A 23,463-nucleotide genomic window follows, 5' to 3' on the forward strand; every position below is an offset into this window, starting at 1 on the left:
AGCTACGATAATAGCTGGGCTTTTTGAGAGTTATTAACTACAGACCAAAAGGTGTTTTGATACTGTCAGTAATATCTTAATTCAACATTTTGAGTATTAAGGCAGTTTCATATCTCCAGCAACCAACCAGCCCATACGGCGCATAATATAAGCAACCACACCTGCGATCACCGCAGGTAATACAAACATTAATAGAATAATCGCCGTCCACAGCTGACCAGTACTCATGATTTCTTGTGATGCTTCGATGACTCCGAACACCCCGACCAAACCAGCCGTACCCATGCCCGCTCCTGTCGCTGTACAAGCCAGCTCAAAACCGACAGTCGCGATAGGACCTACGATGGCACTCGCAATGACAGCAGGCAGTAGAATTAATGGCTTTTTTAGTACATTGGGAATCTGCAGCATACTGGTGCCCAGACCCTGAGATATCACACCGCTGACGCCATTGTCCTTAAAACTAGCGACAGCAAAACCAATCATATGCGCCGCACAGCCAACCACGGCAGCACCGCCTGCCAAACCACCAAGACCAATCGCGATACAAATGGCAGCACTCGATGTCGGTAAGGTCAATAGGATACCGACTACAACGGCAATGATAATACCCATTAGTAATGGCTGTAATTCAGTTGCCGCATGAATGCCCTGTCCGATAGCCGCGACTCCTGCCACGATGGGTGGGTTGAGTAGCGCACAGACTAACAGAGCTACACTGCACACTACTAAAGGCACCAATAAAATATCAAGCTTGGTCTTGCCAGCGATCCACGTACCAGCGCGATAAGCGAATACCGAGGTCAAATATGCCCCTATTGGATTACCCGGTAATGCCACAAAGGTGGCAGGCCCAACCTCTTGCGGCGTAAATAGCGTCCTTGCCATCAATGCCTCAGAATGTGCACCCAGCATACCTGCTACAAGGCAACTGAGCATCACAAGCGTTGGCGCTTTTAGGTAGTAAGCGATACCGACACCGATACCTGCCCCCATCAATATAGAAGCCAGCTTACCGACAGCGACCAGTGCTGGAAGATCCAACCAACCACCGATTTGGGAGATAATTAGACCAGCAATCAACGTGACAAATAGCCCTAACGCCATGCCCGTAAAGGCATCGATAAAATATTTTTGAAAGAATGCTCTGATAATGCCGACTTGCGGTGCTGCTGGGTGAGATACTGCCATAACCGTACTCTTTGTAAACGTTGCGATTGGATAAAATCGTTATGAGGGTTTGATAAAATAAAGCGATAAAAAAAGCGTCATGACGACGCTTTTTTATTTACAGATTCACCTGATACCTATTGCTTAGCCTATGTTTAGCGGCGCTGTTCAACGATAATAGAATCAATACCATTGTTTTGTAGGCGCTGCTGTGCTGTTGTCACTGCTTGACGGTTATTTAACGGACGCGAGATTACCTGATAGATCGGTAAGCCATTACCTGTGGTGTTTTTGATTACTCTAGCATCAACACCTGCCATCAGCACTTGGGCGCGGCGGCGATCCGCTTCATCTGCATCACTAAAACTATTGATCTGCAAGATATAAGTCGCAGCAGGCTTAGCCGCTTGGATACTTGCCGTACCTGCTCCTGCAGTGTTGTTTCGAGTTGTAGGATTACTACTAGCTGGCGGCGTTCCGTCATAAGTCGCATCTTCTTCAACAATTACAATATCATCGTTCGCGGCATCATTACCACTATCACCTGCAGCATTGTCGGCACTACCAAAGCTACCAGTACCGTCTACGCCATTGGTCGACGTACCCTCTGGTTGAGTCACCACAACATCTGGTTCGAACTCGTCGATATCCCCTATTTGATCATTATCGATTTCTGCGATATCTTCATCAGGGATGGTTGCCATCTCTTGATTGGGCAAAATATCATAGAACTCATAATCACCATTATCAGTATCAGTATCCACACGTGGCTGTACTTGTCTGTCAGGATCGTTCTCAGCACTACTATCCGCGGGGCTAAAGTTAAATAATGGTGAGAGGTAGATAAACACCCCGATCATAAGGGTCAATACGGCCCCAACAAACATCCACAATAAGCCTGATACGCTACTTGATTTGCGCTTTTCTGTTGCGCCTTTGGGTTTTTTGGCTAGCATGGATCTCGTTCTCCCTACTGAATTTAACTGTCATCATCGAATTAATACTATCAGCTGTCTACACTTATTTTACATAGTAAAAAGTTATTACATAGCAGAGGGTGCAGACAAGCCGAGTAGACCAAGGCCGTTGACCAATACCTGCCGCACTGCCTTGGACAAACGCAAACGCGCTTGCATTAAGTCCAGCTCGTCAGCACTTGGCGTCTCACCTGATGTGACACTGACCGGCAAAATACGATTGGTGTCGTACCAGCCGTGGAATAATGCAGCAAGATCTTTTAGATAATTAGTCAAGACGTGTGGTTCATAGCCTGTCGCTGCACGTAATAGCGTTGCTGGATAGCCTGCCAATAGCTTAATCAGCTCATCTTCATTGGGCGCATTAAGCAGATCTTGCTGCGCTAAACCAACGGTATCATCTACCGCAAGACCATTGCTTTGTAGCTTTTCTAATACGCGGCAGACGCGCGCATGAGCATACTGAATGTAATACACTTGGTTGTCTTTACTCTGTGATTTGGCAAGCTCCAGATCAAAATCAATATGCACTTCAGGCTTACGGGCAACATAGTAAAAACGCGCCGCATCATTGCCGACTTCTGCGCGCAGATCGCGTAAGGTAACAAACTGCCCTGAGCGTGAAGACATTTGTACTTTTTCACTGCCGCGCCATAACGCTACAAACTGAACCAATACGACATCAAGGCGCTCTGCATCAATACCTAACGCGAGCAGCGCCGCTTTTACGCGTGGCACATAACCATGGTGGTCAGCGCCCCACACGTTAATGACTTTATCAAAACCGCGATCAAACTTGTTTTTGTGATAAGCGATGTCAGAAGCAAAGTACGTCGACTGACCATTGGCACGGCGCACTACGCGGTCTTTCTCATCACCAAAGTCAGTCGATTTGAACCAGATATTGCCGTCTTTTTCGTATAAGTAGCCTTTGTCATCAAGTATTTGCAGGACTGGCTCAATCTCACTATCGATAGAGCGCTCGCTGAACCAGCACTCATAGCTCACACCAAAGTCATTTAAGTCGTCTTTGATATCCGCCAAAATACTGCTTAATGCTGCATTCAAAAACAATGCATAGCTGTCACCAAGCAAGGCCTTGCTATTTGCAATTAAACCATCAATGTGCGCTTCTTTGTCACCTGAGATGAGCATTTTTTCGCCATCAGCATTGAGCTCAAACTTGGCATCTTCTGGCGCATCCTTGGCAACTTGTGCAAACTCATGTACGTAGCTATCGCCATGTTGCGTTTTTAGTGTCTGCGCGATATCACTGACATAGTCACCTTGGTAGCCATTGACTGGGAACGTGATTTGCTCGCCATTTAACTCCAGATAACGCAAATAGGTACTGGTTGCTAAGATGTCCATTTGACGACCCGCGTCATTGACATAGTACTCGCGTGTGACGTCGTAACCGATGGCTTCTAGCAGGTTAGATACGCTCATACCAAACGCCGCACCGCGTCCGTGACCGACATGCAGGCTTGAGGTTGGATTGGCTGAGACAAACTCGACTTGTACCTTTTGACCATCAAATTGGTCACTCAAACCAAAGCTTTCTTGCAAGCTAAAGATATCGTCTAGTACTGAAAACTTGGCCTCTGAATTTAGAAATACGTTGATAAACCCTGGGCCTGCGATTTCTACTTGACGGATATCTTGATTCTCAGGCAGCGCGCTGACAATTTTTTCAGCGAGTTGGCGCGGATTGGCTTTGGCAGCCTTTGCCGCAGTGAGCGCGATGTTACTGGCAAAATCGCCATGACTAAGATCTTTAGTACGGGTGATTTGGCTATTATTTTGCCAATCACTTGGTAGCGTACCATCTGCTTGTAGGGTTTGAATCGCATCATTAAATAGGGATGCAAGCGTATCAATTTGGGCTTGTGACATAGGGATCTGAACTCAATTAAATAGACAACAAAAGCGGTGCAAATACGAGCGATTAATAACGGTTTATGGTAATAGCGACCGACATTGCAGGGATAAAATAACGTAAAAAGATAAGTAACCTGTAAATATAACAATCTTTACGATGTATTGCACCATTTGCACTAAAATTAGCACCAAAATCTTACTGTTATGACAGCTACGGCTGATAATTGATGACAATAAAAAATTGGTTACGTACTCGCTTATACTTAACGACGCAAAGTTGATATCACGCACATACAGCAACTCAGCGAATGGCACGCTCAATTGTAGCGTTCCTGTTGCCCAACACTGGGCAGTCGTTTATACCTATCTGCTTCCACGTTATAATAGCGGTTTGTATGGCTCTTCTAAAATATAGGAGATGCGTTACTACTTCATAGGATTACGCCATGTTTGCTATTGCTGCCAGTACGGTCACCAGTTGGGGACTGTACGTCTTACTGCCGATTTTCATCGCTTTTTTATTCTTTATTATGTGGGATATCTCCAAAAAATCTGACGCTGGGCGCGCAGGTACATTCTGGATATTTTTGGCACTAGGGGCAGGCTCTGTCGGTTTTATACTGAAGATAGTCATGGAAGTCGCTTTTAAAAAATGGCTGATGTAAACGGTTATTTTTTATGTGTTTACGACTCAGCAAACATATATAGCGTATAACTAATGCAGTTGATAAAATGTCGGATATACGTCTTAAACGACTATTTTAGTGAGCATTCCTATTATCTTCTACGACCTTACTCACGTAAGTTGGCAGATTCCATGCGCCACCAGCAAAGCCTCGACACATTCCCGTACTCGACTCTTCGCTCTTAGCAAACGTTTGACCATTCTACGTCCATACAGCGCGATGCTAGCAGTCGTTAATCCCTTGTTTTTTCCTAGTACTGTCTAGCACATTACCTGCTATCTTTTTGCGATCAAAGTCGCACGCATAGGCGCAGGATAGCCCTCGATAGTCTTTGCGGCATCGTTAGGGTCTAAAAAATCTGCTAATGAATGGTATGTCATCCACTCCGTTTTTCGTTGTTCCTCAGTTGAGGTGACGGCGACATCCACGCAGCGTACATCGACAAATCCTGCTTTTTCTAGCCAGCCTGTCAATGCCGCCACTGACGGTAAAAAGTACACATTATTCATCTGCGCATAGCGATCATGTGGTAGCAGTACTGTATTGGCATCGCCCTCTATGACCAACGTCTCAAGCACCAGTTCGCCGCCTTTGACAAGCTGTCCTCTAAGCTGCTGTAAATGCTCGAATGGTGACTGACGATGATAGAGCACCCCCATGCTAAACACAGTATCAAACAACTGACTGTGCTCAGGCAATGCCTCAAGTGGCACAGGAATATAATGCGTACGATAACGCCCTGTATCATGAGCATCAGCTGCGCCAACAAAATGACGAATCGCCATAAATTGATGGTAAAACAAGCAAGAGGGATCAATGATAATAACGGTATCTGCCCCTGCGCCAGCCATACGCCAGCCGTGATAGCCAGAGCCACCGCCGACATCTAATACGCGGCGACCGTCAAGCTCACTCAAATGCGATGCGACCCGTTGCCATTTCCAATCACTATGCCATTCGGTATCAATCTTAATACCTGATTCATCATTACCAATTTGAAATGGCCCTTTACGCCATGGCATCAGCTGCTTTAATAATGCGGTGGTTTGTTTGTATTGAGATTGATTAAGACTTGCATCAATCGTCAATGTATCACTATTTAAATCGACGTGATTGACCGTCAAATTTGGCAGACGTGCCACTGACGCTTGATAAGCCGGGGCATGCGCGTAGTTGGCTTTGTCTTTGATCGCATTTAACCATGTTGGCAGTCGCGTCAGCCATTCGTAAGCACTTGGGTACTGCTGGGCCAGCTCTAACAAGGTTAAATATAATTCGCGTTCGGCGTGAGTGATTGTGTCGTTGAGCATAAAAGCAGGTTACCGTATTGATTAAAAAATAACTGTGTTAAAAGTAAGGTTTATTTAAACGCCACAATAGAGACAAAGTTTAAAAACTGAAACCACGTCAAATGACGCTTAAAGCCAACTTGATCTAACCGCGCATGATGCTCATCTAGCGTATCGGTAATCAGCACGTTTTCTAGCGCATTGCGTTTACCGCTGATTTCCATTTCGGTATAGCCATTGGCACGTTTAAAATCATAATAACGCTCAACCAACCACGCATCGTATTGCTCATCAAAGGCATGGGTTTTTTCGGTTAATACCAGTATGCCGCCTGCGCTTAATGCCGCATATATCTTATCTAATACCGCGACTCTATCGGCGGCTGGTAAAAACTGTAGCGTTAGATTCAGAATAACCATGTCGCAGGGTTCCAGCTCCACGTCGCGAATATCCGCAGTGATCACTTCGATGTCATGCTCAGGATAATTGTCACTTAATAACGTCGTCGCTTCGGTCGTCATCGCAGGGGAAATATCAATCGCCTTAATCTGCAAATCCTGCGGGTCAAACTCACCAGCCAGCGTCATACTGGCGGCACCCAGTGAGCAGCCCAAATCATAAATTCGACTAACGCGCTGACCACTATCACTCTGCTGACGATACTTGCAATGCCGACGGGCAAAGATGGGCAACATAGCTAATACCTGACCATAACCGGGCACGCTACGACGAATCATATCGGGAAAACAAGCCACCACTTGCTCATCAAAGGAAAAACGCGCTGCTTTATCCAGCGGCGTGGTAAACGGTTTGTCAAATAGGGTGTCATGTTTGATAGCAGGCTGCGATTGGCTCATGGGGCGACTCATTTTTTAGTAATAGAACTTACATTAGGCGTTACTTGATGAATTTTGCTTGTCACTGTCAGTTGATAAACAAGCGAGATAGCAAAAGCTCATTATAACATTACTGTTTGTTACTTATTGCCTTTGGCTTGCCTGCTAAGCTGAATAAATAGCGCTAGGACTAATGAGGCATTGAAAAATGAGAACATTACAACCAAATACAGTGCTTAATCCATATTTATAATAATAGGAAAAAACTATGCAAACAATCGTATTAGGCGGCGGCTGCTTTTGGTGCACTGAGTCGGTATTTTTGTCCGTGAAAGGCGTACAATCTGTTGTCTCAGGCTATATGGGCGGTGATGCAGTGTCTGCCAATTATGAAGCAGTATGTAGCGGTACAACTGGTCACGTCGAAGTTATCAAAGTCGAGTTTGATGAGACGACTGTTCCGCTAGAAGTCATCCTCGACGTCTTCTTTGCCACGCATGATCCCACCACGATGGATCGTCAGGGCAATGACGTTGGCAGTCAGTATCGCAGCGTGGTCTTTTATACCGAAGAAGATCAGAAGCCAACGGTCGACCGTACCATCAACAAACTGCGCGACATGGGCGTCAACGTCGTCACAGAAGTACATCCTGCCGTTGAATTTTACCAAGCAGAAGACGCGCATCAAGACTTCTTTAATCGCAATCCAGGACAGGCTTACTGTAACTTTGCGATACCACCAAAGCTGGCAAAATTGCGTAAAGAGTTTAGCAAGTATATGATAAGCTGATTTTAATTAAAGAAATTGAGCATCGTATTGTTCAAAAAACCGAGTACGATGCGAGCAAAATACCTAAGCCAAACACTTATACGATAGGTGTTTGGCTTTTTATTATTGTTTACTATATCGATAGCTGATATTTATAGTAAACGCTCCTTCCACATACACCATACCTGTTAGAGATCTCACATATGAACCCTGAGTTTTGGTACAAACGCTGGCAAGAAAAACGCATTGGTTTTAATCAGTCGGCTGCTAATCCATTGTTAGTTGAATATATCAAACATTTGAATTTATCGGCGGGTAGCCGTATTTTTGTTCCGCTATGTGGTAAATCTATTGATATGGCTTGGCTAGCTGCACAAGGATATGATGTGGTCGGTGTGGAACTGATTGAAACAGCTGTGCAGGATTTTTTTGTTGAACAAAATATCCAGTACACTATCTCTCAACATGTAGAAAATCCAGCTATCACATGCTATCAAGGTCAACTGATAGAAGGTGAAGAGCGGCGAACTATTACATTATGGGTCGCCGATATTTTTACGCTTACCCCTACAGATGTTGGTCCTATCGATGCAGTATATGACAAAGCGGCATTGATTGCCCTACCAGCTGATATGCGAACAAAATATAGTGAGCAGATACGACAGCTTAGTGGTAATGTAAACAAATCTGTCAGCGTCGATAGCATTGACAATAACCTCGCGCCGCAGCTTTTGATGACGTTGAATTATGATCAAAGCAAAAAAAATGGACCGCCGTTCTCTATCAGTGCAGAACAGCTACAGCAGTACTATGGCAGTCACTATCAAATATGTGAACTGGCAAATGTGCCTACTGTTATAGGGTCTACACCTAATTTACTCGTCACAGAGCATGCTTGGTTATTGAGTCATAAATAAATCAGTTTGCGCAGCGATTAATCAGTACTAATTCATGTTGGAGAAAATAAATGAAAATATTCGTTGGTCTGATAAGTTTAATCGCTGTCTTACTGGTCGCGCTCGCAGGCCCACTCTACAAATTTGGCATGATTGAGTTAGCGACTGCCTTTACAGGGTTCAAGTTTGGCGTGTTCGTGGGTATTGCAGCCTTAATACTGTTAGTTATACAGCTTTTATTTAAACGAAACACAGCGAGCGTTGGTAGCGCATTGATATCAGCAGTATTGGCTATCACTGCCATCGCTATTCCAGTAAGTATGATGAGTACGGCCAAAAAGGTCCCGCCCATTCATGATATCTCTACTGATTTAGTAAATCCGCCTGCATTTGTGGCCATTGCCCCACTGCGTGCTGACGCGCCTAATCCAGCCGCTTACGCTGGTATCGAGGCAGCAGAGCAACAGCGCGAGGCATACCCTGACCTACAAACATTACGCTATACCCAAACACAACCTGAACTGGCAGCAGCAACCAAACAAGCTGTTGAGAACTTAGGCTGGGAGTTGGTCAATATTGATATAGATAATGGCATCATCGAAGCGACCGATACGACTGCTTGGTTTGGCTTCAAAGACGATATTGTCGTGCGCATCACGGATAACGATAGCGAGCGCCTAGTAGATATACGCAGTAAGTCGCGGGTTGGTGGCAGCGATTTGGGCAAAAACGCGGCGCGAATTGATACATTTATCAATGAATTAGATAGTATATTGGCTGAGTAGTTAAATTATATCTGCCAAAAACAATTACATGTTATTTGACTCTTGACGTTCTGGTAAAGCTAAACCCTCTCCCAACCTCACGCCATCGTCAATTTATCGTAACCATTCATAATCTTAGTACTTCGACAGCTTTTCTTTACTGTTTAGATTGGTTACTCTACGTTAATATCGTTTTTTTACCTTTTGCTTTTTCTCTCAATAATCACTTTGATGTTTATAGGATATTTTCATGCGTTTGACTCCTTTCTCTACCTTGTCGCTGCTTAGTGTTGCGGTTGGCATTAGTCTCGCTAGCACTGCTCAAGCCGCGCAGCCACCAGCACCGGATCTATCCAATAGCGAATTTCAGCAATGTTTGGATGGTCTAAAAAACTCGAGTAAATTTAGCGATGTAAACAGCTATACTTTTAATAATTATCGTCCAAACCAGCCTGATCCAAGCGTTATTCAGTCGCTCAACTACCAGCCAGAGTTTCAAAAAGATGTCTGGGACTATCTATCATCGCTAGTAGACAAAGAGCGTGTCGAAGATGGCATCCGAGCCAAGCGTCAATGGGGCTCAACGCTTCGTCAAATTGAGGCACGCTACGGTGTAAAAGCCGAACACGTACTGGGCGTGTGGGGCGTAGAGTCTAACTTTGGTCAGACATTGGGTAAAAAGCCATTGTTCGAATCATTGGCGACATTGTCTTGCTTCGATCGTCGTCAAAGCTACTTCCAAGGTGAGTATGCCAATGCCCTAAAGATTGTGCAAAACGGCGACATTGCACCTAGTGATATGACAGGATCATGGGCAGGTGCTTTTGGACAGACGCAGTTTATGCCCAGCACCTTTTTGGAGTTGGCAGTAGATTTCGATGGTGACGGGCGCCGAGATTTGGTCAATAGTGTTCCTGATGCGCTCGCTTCGACCGCAAACTTCTTAGATAATCGTGGCTATCGTACGGGTGAGCCTTGGGGTTACGAGGTCAAATTACCTAATGGATTTTGGGCGGCCTCAAATCGTAAAGATAAAAAGTCTATCAGCCACTGGCGCAATCAAGGTCTGACCCTCGCTAACGGTAGCCCACTACCTTATGATTTAAGTAGTGCTGGCTTATTGCTACCTGCTGGTATCGATGGTCCTGCGTTTCTAGTCGGCAAAAACTTCGATACGTTTTACTCTTATAACGCCTCAGAAAACTACGCCCTAGCTATCGCGCACTTATCAGACTTGGTCACTCGTGAAGACAGTAGTAAAACCGACTTTGTAACTGCATGGCCGACAGATGATCCTGGTATCAGTCGCCAGCAGGCAAAAGATATCCAACAAGCATTGCTCAATGCTGGTTATGATATTGGCGGCGTTGATGGCATCATCGGCGACAACACCCGTACCGCTATCCAAAAATACCAATCTAGCCGTGGTATTTTTCCAGCTGACGGACGCGCAGGCCAAAAATTATATCGCGCTATCGTTGGTAGTTCAGTACCAAGCCAAACTCAGTACGGGCAACCATTAAACCCTGCACCAGCCGATCGTATGGGGCAACTGATTCAGCAACAAACAACGCCCAATAGCTATTCGTCTCAACCATCGATCAGTCCATCACCCTCTAGCAATACACGCTATCGCCGCACCACTAGTGCCGATGGTACGATCAAGCTGGTTCGTATTGACGAAGGGTTATAACAACGTATTGAAACGCTTTACCTTAGAGCACTAAAAAGCCACGCTAATCATAGCGTGGCTTTTTTCACTTCTTATGTATCAATACGGGTCTGTCATTGTGAGTTTGTATTAACTACATTAGTCATTACAGATCTAGACAATAGGTGGTGGGTTTGGCTTACCGTTATCACCATCCCAATTTTCACGAGCATTGTCATCTAGATCAGCAGCAGTTTTCGGTTCCCACTTACCATTTTCTTTCCAAGTGGCATCGCCCCAGTCTTCGTCTTCTGCTTTTCTGTCCAAATCTTTGTAGGCTTCGCTTGGATCAATGCCGCGACGCTTCATGTCTGCCACTTGCTCTTCTAACGTGTGAAACTGATCGGCGTCATGCATGCTTTTTTCTAGACCATCAATCTCGCTTAACAGCTTGTCGTTTTTATCGTTACTCATTATGTTTTCTCCTTAATAGATCAATGTTGTTTTGCATTTTATGTATTTTTAATTGCTACAAGTTTTAATAAAGATAAGATCGTTATCTGATGGTTCTTATTATCACGAGTCCTGAGTCGATTCACAACCAGTGACGCGTATGCTTTGTATTACAAAACGTAGCCATAGACAGAAGTGGTGTTTTTTAGGATGTTTTATTGAATGCTACAAGATTAGTATGTGCCAAGATTAGGCTTTACTCGTGTGTTTGGGAGGAATTACTTACTAGTAAATTTTTTGCATAAAAAGTGAGCTTCCAAAGCTCTTGTGATAGCCGCGTACCATAGGTCGTCAGCTGTATCCAATTTGCGCTTACCAGTTGACGCTGTAAATTGTTTAAGTCATCTTGAGCGATTTGGCAACGTGAGACAGCGTGGACATTTGGCATATCGTTCTTGATGTCTATCTCAGCTTTTGGTGCGATTAGACGGTTGATAGCGTTTTGTAGACCGTAGCTAGAAAACGTAGAAGGTATTTTTATTAGAGCAACCAATATCTCTTGCCAAGATAAGGTAATTTCGCGAGTCACGTCTTTTAGATTACCACCTTCGTAGGCTTGAGCGGTATATTTCACAGTGAAAGTCTCTGTCAATACAATGGGCTGGCTGACATTGTCATCCGCAAAGTTATCCTCTACAGGAGCTTGTTTTTTTGTATTTTTATTGATTGCCAAAATATCAGCAAATCTTTCAGCAACAGTCTGATTGCTAAATTTAATCATCTCTTCGGTGGCTCTTATCCAGCCACCCTCTACTCTATTGCTCGCCAATGTGTTGTAGTAGGCTTGGACGAGTAGCGGCTCGATATCATCTTCTGAATCATAATAATATATTTGATTGTCTTGCTTAGATACCGTTTTGATGAGCTCTTGTAGTTGCCGGCTAACATCCAGTTCATGATGGTGTTTCTTTGCCAGGATTAACAATGGTTTGAGCTTGGCTTTGGCATTTAGATAACTCAGATGCATCTGACTGACACCATTCTTTTGCACAGTTCCGTAGCTGTCTCCAATAATCATCAACGCATAATCACAGGAATCTATGCATTGACGACCATATAAAGAGGCTTTGGGGAGCTTGCTAGACACATCATAAGTCAAAAATGCACGTGCTTGAAAAAATATCGCTAAGCTATCCAAGACTAACGATTGATCGTTGTCAGCGCATATAACGTGAATATGGTGATAGCGGCGGTTTGGCACAATTACCTCTGAGCTTAGGTGATGGCATAAATAGGTGTAAGATGAAATAGAGCACAAATATCTTGTTCTGCACAGCCTAGCATATTCTAACAAAACTGCACTCAGCTTGTTTCAAATAAATCAACAAACCGAGTAAGGATTAGCTTAAATAGTACTATCAGCACTTACTCAGTGTGGTATTGCAGCACAGTCTCTCTACCAAGTAAACGCACAACTAAAGCGCCTAGTCTATCACTATATTTGGTAGCATGAAAAGTTAATGGATAACTAATATCAACTTTTGTTTTACCAATCACTTCTGAATGATAATCTTTTGTTTCACTATCTAAGCTTGCAGACATCTGATTTGCTACCAGTAACTGCTTGACTCGCTCAGCGATTGCTTGCCCAGAGTCAACCACTTGTATCGATAGCTGCTGTCGCACAATTTCATCAAGCAAAAAAGCCTTAAAAAATGGGTAATGCGTACAACCTAACACCAGCTGATCCACGCCATCATCAGCAAATGCTTGTATCTGTTGACGCAATCGCTGTGCGGTTTCGTCTTGCACTGGCATTCCAGACTCTACCCAAGGCACCAATTGTGGATCAAAATATTTGGTAACCAATGTGCCATTAGGGTCAGCCACATTGCTAATGACATCATTGAGCAATGTACCATTCAAAGTGGCTTTGGTAGCCAGTACTGCAACATGTCCACTCTTGCTGGCCAATACAGCAGGCTTTAGTGCTGGTACTAAGCCGACAATAGGCAACTCTGGGTAGCAACGTCTTGCTCTGTCTAAAGCATAAGCGGACGCGCTATTACAGGCAATAACGATCAACTTGCAACCTTGCTGATACAGCCATTCCACCGCATTCAATGTCAACGTCTCAATGTCCTCGCTATCGCGGTTGCCATAGGGGACATTGAGGGTATCAGCGTAATATATATAATGTTCAGCGGGTAGTTGTTGAGCTAAATGTAGATAAACAGATAAACCACCAACGCCAGAATCAAACAATCCTATTGGCGCATGACGCACTTTACGATTGGCAGTCATACTGTTTGTACCAATACTGTTTTTGACAATATTGTTTTTACTGATATCAGCTTTACTAATCCTAGCGTCTTTAACAGAATTACCGTCTAAAGTGTTTACGCGCGCTAGAGAATTTGCTTGCACAGGCTCCACTGTCATTATGTTATTTGCGGTAGTATCCATGTCTACTCTACCGCTACTTTTGTATGCATGTGATTATCTTCATATTATTTATGTTTTCATCACTCAATTAAACATCTTACACTTTGTGTGATTCCAATGTTTGGTCATGATCCAAAGACAGCCTAATTGTACGGCGAATCTCACCGTAGCAAGCCATTATCAGACCACTATAATTTGTAAAAGCTATAAACCTATAACATTCACCATCAGATAGCAATCAATAGAAGTCTCTCTGTTGATTGCTATCTATTACATTATTGCAGCTTAATAGCTCAATTAGCTGGCATAGATAATGAGTAATCCTGTCCACCACTCCGTAAAGTCAATATGGTCTCACCATTACACTCTGTCAATTCGCCAATCTCTGCTAGATGGTAAAAGGTATTGCGTCCAATAAGCGCGGTCAAGCCATTTCTAACCAACATATAGGGGCGTACTGGCTCATCGGTCGTAACGTTTTTACTGTGATCCATGTTTTCACTATTGAGGCTTTCATTAAAGTTTTCATTCTCAAGGTCGTTGTGCTTAACGTTTGATGAGTAATCTGCAGGCGCAGCTATATCCTTATTTTTAGGATTATACGCCTGTAGTGTGATTTGATGCTCATCATCCAAACGCACTACATCACCAGTTGTCGTCGTAAACTCCAGCCAACTCACATCGTCTTCATGGACAATACCAACATCGTTAATTAGAAGCGGGGCATCCTCGACTTGAATCCGTATTTTTTGTACTGGCGTCTTTAGAAAATACTCAGTAATGCCGTTATTTTCTTCTTTCCACAAAATAGTAGCAAACAAACTGACAAGTGACTCACGGGTCATTTGTCCACCTTCATGCCACCACTCACCGTTTGCTTTTATGACCAGATCCATATCGGCAATATCCTCAGGATGCCATTTGTCGAGTGGTGGTATCGCACGCCCTTCACGAGCCCCAGCAGCAGACTTGAGATATTGACTTAATGCATCTACATTATTGATGCTAGAGGCCTTATCAATTGGGGCTTCAGCACTGTGATTTACATCTTCGTTAGTCTTGTTATTATCATTACTCATCGCTCAATCCTTTATTTAGTATTCAAAGTTTGGCAAATCTATTATTACTATAAATTTTTGTTTCGGGTATGATGAAACGATATTGTTCAAGTACACTCGTTTATTCAATATAACCTTAACACCTATACTCATAAATGCGTATCGTGTTTGTAGGACTTTTCTTTTATAATGAGTAACGATTTTTTATTGAGATGGTCAAGCGGTCATTATGTTAATGACATAATTTACGTTATGTGTTGATATCCTTGAATAAATTATTCACGACACCGATGTATTAACTGATACCGCAAAGACAGTTTTATCGGGCAGCCATATGTCTGAGTGACGTTAGCGCCGCAAGTCTATTATTCAGTTGTTAAGCTAATGATGCCCTGAGATAAGCCACTAAAGTTTAGGAGTAGGTATGCAAGAGCAAGACAATCAAGCGCCAGTCGTTGATGACAACACTGTGAATGCTGATGCACCAGTAGCAACAGAGACAGCAGCTCCAGTTGTAGAGCCTGTGGCAGCGGAACCTGAAATCGAGCGCGAATCAATGGAATTCGACGTTATCATCGTTGGTGGTGGACCTGCAGGTCTGTCTGCTGCTATTCGTTTACGCCAGCTCGCTATCGAAGCAGGTAACGATGAGTTTATGGTGTGTGTGGTCGAAAAAGGCTCAGAGTTTGGTGCTCATACGTTATCTGGTGCCGTTATCGAGCCACGTGCGCTCAATGAGCTGATTCCAGACTGGAAAGAAAAAGGCGCGCCGCTTAATGTGCCAGCGACAGAAGATCGTTTTTATTATCTGAACTCTGCCACACGCTCAACCAAAGTGCCTCACTCGTTGATTCCAGGGCCTATGCACAATGATGGCAACTACATCGTGTCATTGGGTAATGTGGTTCGCTGGTTAGCGGTACAAGCAGAAGAGCTTGAAGTCATGATGTTCCCAGGCTTCCCTGCCGATGATATTTTGTACAACGACGATGGCTCGGTACGAGGTGTGTTGACGGGTGATATGGGTGTGGCTGCGAATGGTGAAGCCAAGCCTAGCTTTGAGCCGGGTTACGAGCTGCTTGCAAAATACACTATCTTTGCTGAAGGTAGCCGTGGTCACTTGGGTAAGCGTTTGATCAGCCGTTTTGATCTAGACAAAGATTCTGATGCTCAGCACTATGGTATTGGTCTAAAAGAGCTGTGGGACGTCGACCCTGAGAAGCACGAGCAAGGCGTTGTCATGCATGGTCTTGGCTGGCCATTGACTGAGACTGGCTCAACTGGTGGCTGGTGGTTATACTTTGATGAAAACAATCAAGTAAGTTTTGGTCTTGTGGCTGATTTATCTTACCACAACCCTTATATGTCTCCATTTGATGAAATGCAGCGCTTGAAAACACACCCTGTTATCAAGAATGTATTAGAAGGCGGCAAGCGTATCTCTTATGGCGCCCGTGCGTTGACCAAAGGCGGTCTTAACTCATTGCCGAAGTTTACCTTCCCAGGTGGCGTATTGGTGGGTGATGATGCAGGTTTCTTAAACCCAGCAAAAATCAAAGGTACTCATACTTCGATGAAGTCAGGTATGCTCGCAGCCGAAGCGATCTTTGAGGCGCTACAAGCAGATCGTCAGCATGATGAAGTGGTTGCTTATAGCACCATGTACAAAGAGTCTTGGTTATATCAAGACAACTATGAGTCACGTAACTTCTCACCAGCGATGCATCGTATGGGGCAGTTCATGGGCGGTGCTTTTATCTTTATCGAGCACAATTTGCTAAAAGGTAAGATGCCATTAACCATACATGATAACACTCCGGACTATGATCAGTTAGAGCGTGCTAACCACGCTTATCAGCCTACTTACCTCAAGCCTGATGGTAAACTGGTATTTGATAAGTTGTCGTCGGTGTTTATCTCTAATACCAACCATGCAGAAGATCAACCAACGCATCTAAAATTGACTGATCCAACGGTGCCTGTTTCGATCAACTTACCATTGTATGCTGAGCCTGCACGTCTATACTGCCCAGCGGGTGTATATGAAGTGGTCAAAGATGCTGAAGGTGCTAAGTTTGTCATCAATGCGCAGAACTGTGTACATTGTAAGACCTGTGATATCAAAGATCCTTCACAGAACATCACTTGGGTAACACCAGAAGGTGGCGGTGGTCCAAACTATCCAAACATGTAAATCAGAGTAATTCTGGTTCACGCTGGTGCAGTTAAGATCATTAAAACTGCACTCCAATGAAAACCGCCCTTCTCCTCAAAAGAGAAAGGCGGTTTTTTAATGCCTAGAACAAACCATTTTCGTTGATCAATGCTACTTAATCTGTCCACGCATCACGGTTGGCTTCATTTTTGAGTTTTACGAAATTATCAGGGTTAAATTTAATCTGATCGCCTGTTTTACCTTCTTTTACCTGACGCTCGTAGTCACGCAAGATTCTCAGCGCTACAGGAGATAGCATTAAAATAGCTACCAAGTTAACTAGTGCCATTAGCCCCATAGACAAGTCAGCAAAGTTCCATATGGCAGGTAGACTGGCAATAGCGCCAACAAACACCATACCAAGCACTAAAAAGCGAAAAATCATAATCATCACTTTGGCGTTTTTGGCACCAGAGATAAATTCAAGATTTGACTCGCCGTAGCTATAGTTAGCAATGATAGAGGTGAATGAGAAGAAGAAAATAGCAATAGCGACAAATATCACACCCAGGTCACCCACATATTGCGATAGCGCTAACTGAGTCAGCTGGATACCTTCTTGTTCGACATTAGGATCGACCACGCCAGATAGAATGATGATTGATGCTGTTGCGGTACAAATAATAAGCGTATCCATAAATACGCCTAGCATCTGCATAAACCCTTGTACTGCTGGGTGATCAGGATGACTCTTTGCTGTTGCCGCAGCATTCGGCGCTGAGCCCATTCCTGCTTCGTTAGAGAACAGACCACGTTTGATACCGTTAATCATCGCCTGTGCAATACCATAACCGATGACACCGCCTGCCGCTTGCTCAAAACCAAATGCTGATTTTACAATCAATGCGATTGCGGCTGGGAATTGGCTAAAGTTAGTGACAATAATGAATAGTGCTAGCAAGATATACAAGATCGCCATAACGGGTACGATTTTGCCTGCGATACGAGCCACTGAACGTAACCCACCGAATACCACTGGCGCTACCAATACTACCAATACCAATCCTGTCATCCACGTTGGGATACCAAACGCTTCATTGGTGGCTTGGGCAATGGTATTGGACTGTACGCCATTGAATGCCAAACCAAACGCCACTAACAAACACAACGAGAAAAATACCGCAAGCCAGCGCTTGCCCAGACCTTTTTCGATATAGTAAGCAGGGCCACCGCGGTACACATTATCATTGTGCGGTACTTTATATGCTTGCGCCAAAGTTGATTCGATAAAGCTTGTCGACATACCGACAAGTGCCGTCATCCACATTCAGAACACAGCGCCCGGACCACCTAAATAGATGGCAATCGCCACCCCTGCCAAGTTACCAGTACCTACGCGTGCTGCCAGTGACGTCATCAATGCTTCAAATGAGCTGATACCGCCATCTTTGCGTCCTTGGTTAGATACACGCAGCAGCTTCCACATATGACCAAAGTGCCGAAACTGGATAAATCGTGTCACCACAGTAAAATAAAGACCCGCACCTATCAGTAAGAACATTAGTAGCCCGTACCAAGGGTTGCTCGCGATCAACCAATCGTTATTACCCCAAATAATGCCAACACCATAATTGACGATGCTATTAAACCACCCGATTACCCCTTCATTCATGCGGACTCCTTATTCACACTTTATATACTTCATTTAAATTTTGCATTGATACCGTATTTTGATTGATCAAAATCTTAGTCAAACAACTCTGTCATATTGCTCGATACCAAAATGTCCTGTGCATGATATAGATATTCAGTCGCGTGCGACCATCACGTTTGGTTATTGGTTCCTTATTTTTATTTTTGAAATAAATAATCTTTGTAAATCATCTTATATAAAATATATTGAGTAATAAATTAAATGCATATACTGGATATTTGTCGTACACTTTCAGTCATGCACTTACTTATCGCTACCTTTTCCAAACTAATTTTTGGCAAAAATGACGTTAAATATGATTTTTTGTTTATAATCATATTTATTTAATCGTGCTAAGATAACCCTACATTCGTTGGTGCTATTTTATAATTTTCAGTTTGCATTTGCACTTAGAGCGTTAAAATTGTTAGAACTCTTGTCAGGAAGACGAGATTAAGAAAAAGACATCGGATAGTCCTACCCTTCTGTCTTCCTCGATAAATCCTATATTTGATAGTTATATTCAAGGGTTCAATGTCGTGTCCAACACTGTATTTATTTTGCTAAATAATTGTCGATAAATACATATGTGGCGGTGCATCGTCATTGGCACTATATAAGGTAGTTGCAGTCTATTTCTATGACAGTATTTATCATAAAAATAGTTCAAGGCGTTTTATATAGTGGATATTTTTAGGTAAGACAAAAGGAGTTGTCCTATGAAAGGTCATAACGATCCATCTGGATATTGGCGAGCCAATATTCGTCTCATTGCAGGTAGCCTAGTTATCTGGGCGCTATGTTCTTACGGCTTTGCCATCTTGCTACGTCCTCTTTTAGCCGGCATCAAGGTTGGTGGTACTGACTTGGGCTTTTGGTTCGCCCAGCAGGGATCCATCGTGGTGTTTATTATTTTAATTTTCTTCTACGCCTGGCGTATGAATAAATTAGATAAACAATATGGCGTAGACGAGGAATAGACTATGAGCCAGTATGTCATTAATATTATTTTTGTGGGTCTATCATTCGCTCTATACTTCGGTATTGCGATTTGGGCTCGTGCAGGATCTACCAGTGAGTTTTATGTAGCAGGCGGCGGTGTCCACCCTGTTGTGAACGGTATGGCAACCGCAGCTGACTGGATGAGTGCCGCTTCCTTTATTTCTATGGCAGGTTTGCTTGCTGCTGGTGGTTATGGCGCCTCAACCTATCTGATGGGTTGGACAGGTGGTTATGTACTATTAGCCATGTTACTTGCGCCCTATTTGCGTAAGTTTGGCAAATTTACCGTGCCTGACTTCATTGGCGATCGTTTTTATTCAAAAACAGCTGCCATGATTGCTGTTGTTTGTTTGATTATCGCCTCTACCACGTATGTTATTGGTCAGATGACAGGTGCTGGTGTTGCATTTTCACGTTTCTTAGAAGTCGATAACGATACAGGTCTTATTATCGCGGCCGTCGTTGTTTTCTTTTACGCGGTTCTTGGGGGCATGAAAGGGATTACCTATACGCAGGTTGCGCAGTATGTGGTTCTGATCATTGCTTATACGATTCCTGCTGTCTTTATCTCACTTGAATTAACGGGCAATCCGATTCCAGGTTTGGGCTTGTTTTCAAACCATATTGAATCTGGTGTTCCTATCTTGACCAAGCTTGATCAAGTGGTCACTGATTTGGGCTTTACGGCATATACCGCTGACGTACCTAATAAGCTAAACATGGTGCTATTTACGTTATCACTCATGATTGGTACCGCGGGTCTACCACACGTTATTATTCGATTTTTTACCGTTCCTAAAGTTGCCGATGCACGCTGGACAGCTGGTTGGACATTGGTATTTATCTCGCTATTGTACTTTACGGCACCTGCCGTTGGTGCGATGGCGCGTCTAAACCTTGTTGATACTATCTACCCACAAGGGGTTGCAGAGCCTGCTATCAACTATGATCAACGTCCTGACTGGATGAGAACATGGGAAGATACTGGTCTAATCAAATATACTGACCTTAACAACGATGGTCGTATTCAGATGTACAACGATAGTGGACTTGGTGCAGCAGAGATTGCACTGACCAACGCCCAAACCGAAGGTGGCGATATAGCTGCTGCGACGACTGCTGTCGAAACCGCACGTCTCGCACACGATACAGAAGTTGATGGCCGCTTTGCCGATGCAGGCTGGGCCGGTAACGAACTGGATGTCAATGCTGATATCTTGGTATTGGCCAATCCAGAAATTGCACAGCTACCACCTTGGGTAGTTGGTCTCATCGCCGCAGGTGGTCTTGCTGCTGCACTATCAACTGCCGCTGGTCTCTTACTTGCTATCTCATCAGCAATCAGTCATGACTTGATCAAACGAAACCTCAATCCAAACATTACTGATAAGGGAGAACTACGAGTTGCGCGTATCACTATGGGTGTCGCGATTGTCATTGCGACCTATCTAGGAATGAATCCGCCAGGGTTTGCAGCACAGGTTGTCGCACTCGCATTTGGTATCGCTGGTGCCTCTCTCTTCCCTGCCTTGATGATGGGTATTTTCTCAAAACGTATTAACAATATTGGCGCCATCGCTGGTATGTTGACAGGTTTGATTAGTATCTTGGTTTATATATTTGTGTTCAAAGGCTGGTTCTTTATTAGCGGTACTGCCAACTTCCCTGATACTGCAGAGTACTGGCTATTTGGTATCTCACCATTATCATTTGGTGCGGTTGGTGCATTGCTTAACTTTATCGTCGCATTCATTGTCTCTTATGCGACCAAAGCACCACCACTACACATTCAAGATTTGGTTGAGAGTGTTCGCTCACCACGCGGTGCTGGCGGTGCAGTCGATCATTAATTTGACGAATGATGCTATGCTTTCTGTTACTCTATCTCACTCACTAGCAGTCACTGCCGGTGAGTGATTTTTTATCTGATACTGATTAGAATAACTTTTAGACGGTACTTATACTGTTCAACACACCTGACGACTAGTGCATTAAGGAATACTTATGCTTTTTGAGTTTATCGCTACCATAACTGCCGCATTCGGTATGGCTGGGGTGGCGTTGATCATAGCGCATCTCAGTAAACTGTCAGGTAAGCGCGCGCCAAGGTGGCTGGTGCCCTTGTTTGCTGCAATTGGTATTTTTGGATTTCAAATACATCAAGAGTACAACTGGTATGACCAACAAGTGAGTCAGTTGCCTGAAGGAGTCAATGTTGTCAAAACTGCCGAAAGTACAGAGTGGTTTCGCCCCTGGTCTTATATTAAGCCGCAAGTATTACGGTTTATCGCGGCAGATACTGGCAATGCTAGCGTGCAAGTAGATGACCCAAATATGCATTTGGTTAATTTGTATCTGTTTGAGAGGCGCAGAAGTGTGCAAAAGATCCTACAAGTGATCGACTGTGACACCCCTGCTCGGGCAGACTATGTGATACCGCAGAAAAACAGTAACCTTTCGATTGATGAACATGTCAAACAAACTACCGCATGGCGAGAACTGGCTACAGACGACCTTTTATTTATTAGGGTCTGTACTGATGCAAGCATCTGATTCAATAACGCCTAGTACGACGATACTGATTCATTAAACGCTGATAGTAAGTTGCTTTTATTAGCGCCAATCAGTTGCTGAATACGTATGTTTAGAGTTAGCCCCCAATAGTAATCCAGCGCATAAACCACCGAAGTGTGCAGCAAACGAGATGCCTTGCTGCGGCATCAATCCTTGCTTGATGGTTAGCCAATAGCCAGCACCCATCACAATACAAGCAATTAGGTAACCCCAGCGCCTAGCAAACACAGCGCCGCCTATCATGTAACCGAACATGGCAAAACACAATCCTGATGCGCCGACATGGATAGAAGACGGTGATCCAATTACCCAAGTGACCAATCCCGAAGCAATGATCAGCTTAATAATTGTCCGATAAGCATTTTTCTCAAATAATCCAAACAAAAATAAAATTTGCAATAATGTCACGGTATTGCCGGTCAAATGTGACAGGTTGCCATGCATGGTCCATGACGCAAATACCCCAATCATACTACCTACATCCAACGTACGCGGTACAATACCAAAGATATTCCACAGACCAAATAACACCACTTCGTTTAAAAAAAACATCCCCCACATCGGTATGAGTACAAAAGCATATAAACCGATAACTTGTTTTATTCGTGTCACGATCAAGCTAAGCAACTGCTGCCAATCCATATCCCATCCTATGTTTTATATTTTACGCATCTATATGTGCTTTATTGATTTATAGCAAATAACGGGTGTACAGCAGGCTTGAACGACAGCAGTGATGCATCCTTACTGGCGGTTAAGTAACTGTCCCCATGCAGCAACGATGTTGAATGATAGGGAACGAGTGCCGTAGGTATGAAACGACGTGCTGCATCGATATGCTTGATTGAGTCATCAAAGAAAATATGCGGTGCAAACGTTCTGAGCACCGCTGTCTTCTCAAGCCCTCCCAAAAAAAACGCCATATCCACATTGACGCCCCACTCTCGCAAGGTTTTGATGGCACGCAGGTCAGCTGGTGCATTACGAGCTGTCACTAGAGCAATTTTGATTGGAGAATATTTGAGTCCCGCTGGTAGGAGACCATCCCAGATTCTGTGTAACTGCCATTTAGATTAAATGCTTACTGATACGGTCATCAAACATAATCATAAAACGATTCAGAGCAGACGTCCAGTTACGGATTGGCATCGACCACTTTTTAGA

Annotated in this window: 19 protein-coding genes and 2 pseudogenes; 9 read left to right on the forward strand and 12 right to left on the reverse strand. The window is 43.9% G+C overall.

Features of this window, described 5'->3' with window-relative positions:
* Positions 1 to 96 precede the first annotated feature (96 nt).
* From NJD71_RS06065 to argS, 3 genes are all read right to left on the reverse strand, one after another.
* On the reverse strand, positions 97 to 1,191 hold the full coding sequence (locus NJD71_RS06065; protein WP_319051050.1) for a PTS transporter subunit IIC: 1,095 nt from the start codon (positions 1,189 to 1,191) through the stop codon (positions 97 to 99).
* A gap of 134 nt (positions 1,192 to 1,325) precedes the next feature.
* Complete coding sequence (locus NJD71_RS06070; protein ID WP_319051051.1) at positions 1,326 to 2,126, reverse strand: SPOR domain-containing protein; 801 nt, start codon at positions 2,124 to 2,126, stop codon at positions 1,326 to 1,328.
* Between the two features lie 87 nt (positions 2,127 to 2,213).
* Positions 2,214 to 4,043 (reverse strand): arginine--tRNA ligase, encoded by a 1,830-nt coding sequence (gene argS / locus NJD71_RS06075; RefSeq protein ID WP_319051052.1) that lies wholly within the window; start codon positions 4,041 to 4,043, stop codon positions 2,214 to 2,216.
* A gap of 431 nt (positions 4,044 to 4,474) precedes the next feature.
* Here argS and NJD71_RS06080 point away from each other — a divergent pair, with 431 nt between their 5' ends.
* Positions 4,475 to 4,693 carry a DUF2788 domain-containing protein gene (locus NJD71_RS06080; protein WP_319051053.1) on the forward strand — a complete coding sequence of 73 codons (219 nt, stop codon included), beginning with the start codon at positions 4,475 to 4,477 and terminating at the stop codon, positions 4,691 to 4,693.
* Between the two features lie 296 nt (positions 4,694 to 4,989).
* Here NJD71_RS06080 and cmoB read toward each other — a convergent pair whose 3' ends face one another.
* Entirely contained in the window at positions 4,990 to 6,024 is a 1,035-nt protein-coding gene (gene cmoB / locus NJD71_RS06085) for a tRNA 5-methoxyuridine(34)/uridine 5-oxyacetic acid(34) synthase CmoB (RefSeq protein ID WP_319051054.1), read from the reverse strand.
* Positions 6,025 to 6,074: 50 nt separating this feature from the next.
* Positions 6,075 to 6,872 (reverse strand): carboxy-S-adenosyl-L-methionine synthase CmoA, encoded by a 798-nt coding sequence (gene cmoA / locus NJD71_RS06090; RefSeq protein ID WP_319051056.1) that lies wholly within the window; start codon positions 6,870 to 6,872, stop codon positions 6,075 to 6,077.
* Between the two features lie 235 nt (positions 6,873 to 7,107).
* Between cmoA and msrA the strand changes: the two genes are divergently transcribed.
* From msrA to NJD71_RS06110, 4 genes are all read left to right on the forward strand, one after another.
* Positions 7,108 to 7,629 (forward strand): peptide-methionine (S)-S-oxide reductase MsrA, encoded by a 522-nt coding sequence (msrA, locus tag NJD71_RS06095; RefSeq protein ID WP_319051057.1) that lies wholly within the window; start codon positions 7,108 to 7,110, stop codon positions 7,627 to 7,629.
* Between the two features lie 182 nt (positions 7,630 to 7,811).
* On the forward strand, positions 7,812 to 8,525 hold the full coding sequence (tmpT, locus tag NJD71_RS06100) for a thiopurine S-methyltransferase (protein ID WP_319051058.1): 714 nt from the start codon (positions 7,812 to 7,814) through the stop codon (positions 8,523 to 8,525).
* A gap of 50 nt (positions 8,526 to 8,575) precedes the next feature.
* Positions 8,576 to 9,289 (forward strand): DUF1499 domain-containing protein, encoded by a 714-nt coding sequence (locus NJD71_RS06105; RefSeq protein ID WP_319051059.1) that lies wholly within the window; start codon positions 8,576 to 8,578, stop codon positions 9,287 to 9,289.
* Positions 9,290 to 9,518: 229 nt separating this feature from the next.
* Positions 9,519 to 10,961 carry a lytic murein transglycosylase gene (locus NJD71_RS06110; RefSeq protein WP_319051060.1) on the forward strand — a complete coding sequence of 481 codons (1,443 nt, stop codon included), beginning with the start codon at positions 9,519 to 9,521 and terminating at the stop codon, positions 10,959 to 10,961.
* 132 nt (positions 10,962 to 11,093) lie between these two features.
* Here NJD71_RS06110 and NJD71_RS06115 read toward each other — a convergent pair whose 3' ends face one another.
* The 4 genes from NJD71_RS06115 to NJD71_RS06130 form a co-directional block, all read right to left on the reverse strand.
* The gene (locus tag NJD71_RS06115; protein ID WP_319051061.1) at positions 11,094 to 11,393 is read right to left on the reverse strand and encodes a hypothetical protein; all 300 of its coding nucleotides are present in this window, start codon (positions 11,391 to 11,393) and stop codon (positions 11,094 to 11,096) included.
* Positions 11,394 to 11,628: 235 nt separating this feature from the next.
* Positions 11,629 to 12,633 carry a DUF4062 domain-containing protein gene (locus NJD71_RS06120; protein ID WP_319051062.1) on the reverse strand — a complete coding sequence of 335 codons (1,005 nt, stop codon included), beginning with the start codon at positions 12,631 to 12,633 and terminating at the stop codon, positions 11,629 to 11,631.
* Positions 12,634 to 12,797: 164 nt separating this feature from the next.
* Positions 12,798 to 13,676 (reverse strand): glutamate racemase, encoded by an 879-nt coding sequence (gene murI / locus NJD71_RS06125; RefSeq protein ID WP_319051072.1) that lies wholly within the window; start codon positions 13,674 to 13,676, stop codon positions 12,798 to 12,800.
* A 434-nt stretch (positions 13,677 to 14,110) separates the two neighbouring features.
* Complete coding sequence (locus NJD71_RS06130) at positions 14,111 to 14,896, reverse strand: DUF1285 domain-containing protein (protein ID WP_319051063.1); 786 nt, start codon at positions 14,894 to 14,896, stop codon at positions 14,111 to 14,113.
* Positions 14,897 to 15,431: 535 nt separating this feature from the next.
* Between NJD71_RS06130 and NJD71_RS06135 the strand changes: the two genes are divergently transcribed.
* Complete coding sequence (locus tag NJD71_RS06135) at positions 15,432 to 17,069, forward strand: electron transfer flavoprotein-ubiquinone oxidoreductase (protein WP_319051073.1); 1,638 nt, start codon at positions 15,432 to 15,434, stop codon at positions 17,067 to 17,069.
* Positions 17,070 to 17,205: 136 nt separating this feature from the next.
* Here the strand turns inward: NJD71_RS06135 and NJD71_RS06140 are convergent.
* A pseudogene (locus NJD71_RS06140) lies at positions 17,206 to 18,702 on the reverse strand (alanine/glycine:cation symporter family protein).
* A gap of 740 nt (positions 18,703 to 19,442) precedes the next feature.
* On the opposite strand from NJD71_RS06140, the gene NJD71_RS06145 reads away from it, so the two are divergent.
* The 3 genes from NJD71_RS06145 to NJD71_RS06155 all read left to right on the forward strand — a co-directional run bounded on the left by NJD71_RS06145 (position 19,443) and on the right by NJD71_RS06155 (position 22,278).
* Positions 19,443 to 19,703: a DUF4212 domain-containing protein gene (locus tag NJD71_RS06145; protein WP_319051064.1), complete on the forward strand. Its 261-nt coding sequence runs from the start codon at positions 19,443 to 19,445 to the stop codon at positions 19,701 to 19,703.
* A gap of 3 nt (positions 19,704 to 19,706) precedes the next feature.
* The gene (locus NJD71_RS06150) at positions 19,707 to 21,575 is read left to right on the forward strand and encodes a sodium:solute symporter family protein (RefSeq protein ID WP_319051065.1); all 1,869 of its coding nucleotides are present in this window, start codon (positions 19,707 to 19,709) and stop codon (positions 21,573 to 21,575) included.
* Positions 21,576 to 21,729: 154 nt separating this feature from the next.
* Complete coding sequence (locus NJD71_RS06155) at positions 21,730 to 22,278, forward strand: hypothetical protein (RefSeq protein WP_319051066.1); 549 nt, start codon at positions 21,730 to 21,732, stop codon at positions 22,276 to 22,278.
* Between the two features lie 60 nt (positions 22,279 to 22,338).
* On the opposite strand, the gene NJD71_RS06160 is transcribed toward NJD71_RS06155, so the two are convergent.
* Together NJD71_RS06160 and NJD71_RS06165 are read right to left on the reverse strand one after the other, a co-directional pair.
* Positions 22,339 to 22,941, reverse strand: a complete 603-nt coding sequence (locus tag NJD71_RS06160; protein WP_319051067.1) for a rhomboid family intramembrane serine protease — start codon at positions 22,939 to 22,941, stop codon at positions 22,339 to 22,341.
* A gap of 41 nt (positions 22,942 to 22,982) precedes the next feature.
* Positions 22,983 to 23,318, reverse strand: a pseudogene (locus NJD71_RS06165) (5'-nucleotidase); the annotation flags it as partial.
* Between the last annotated feature and the right edge of the window lie 145 nt (positions 23,319 to 23,463).

Source organism: Psychrobacter sp. PP-21, assembly GCF_033790785.1.
In the GTDB taxonomy this organism is placed as follows: Bacteria; Pseudomonadota; Gammaproteobacteria; order Pseudomonadales; family Moraxellaceae; genus Psychrobacter.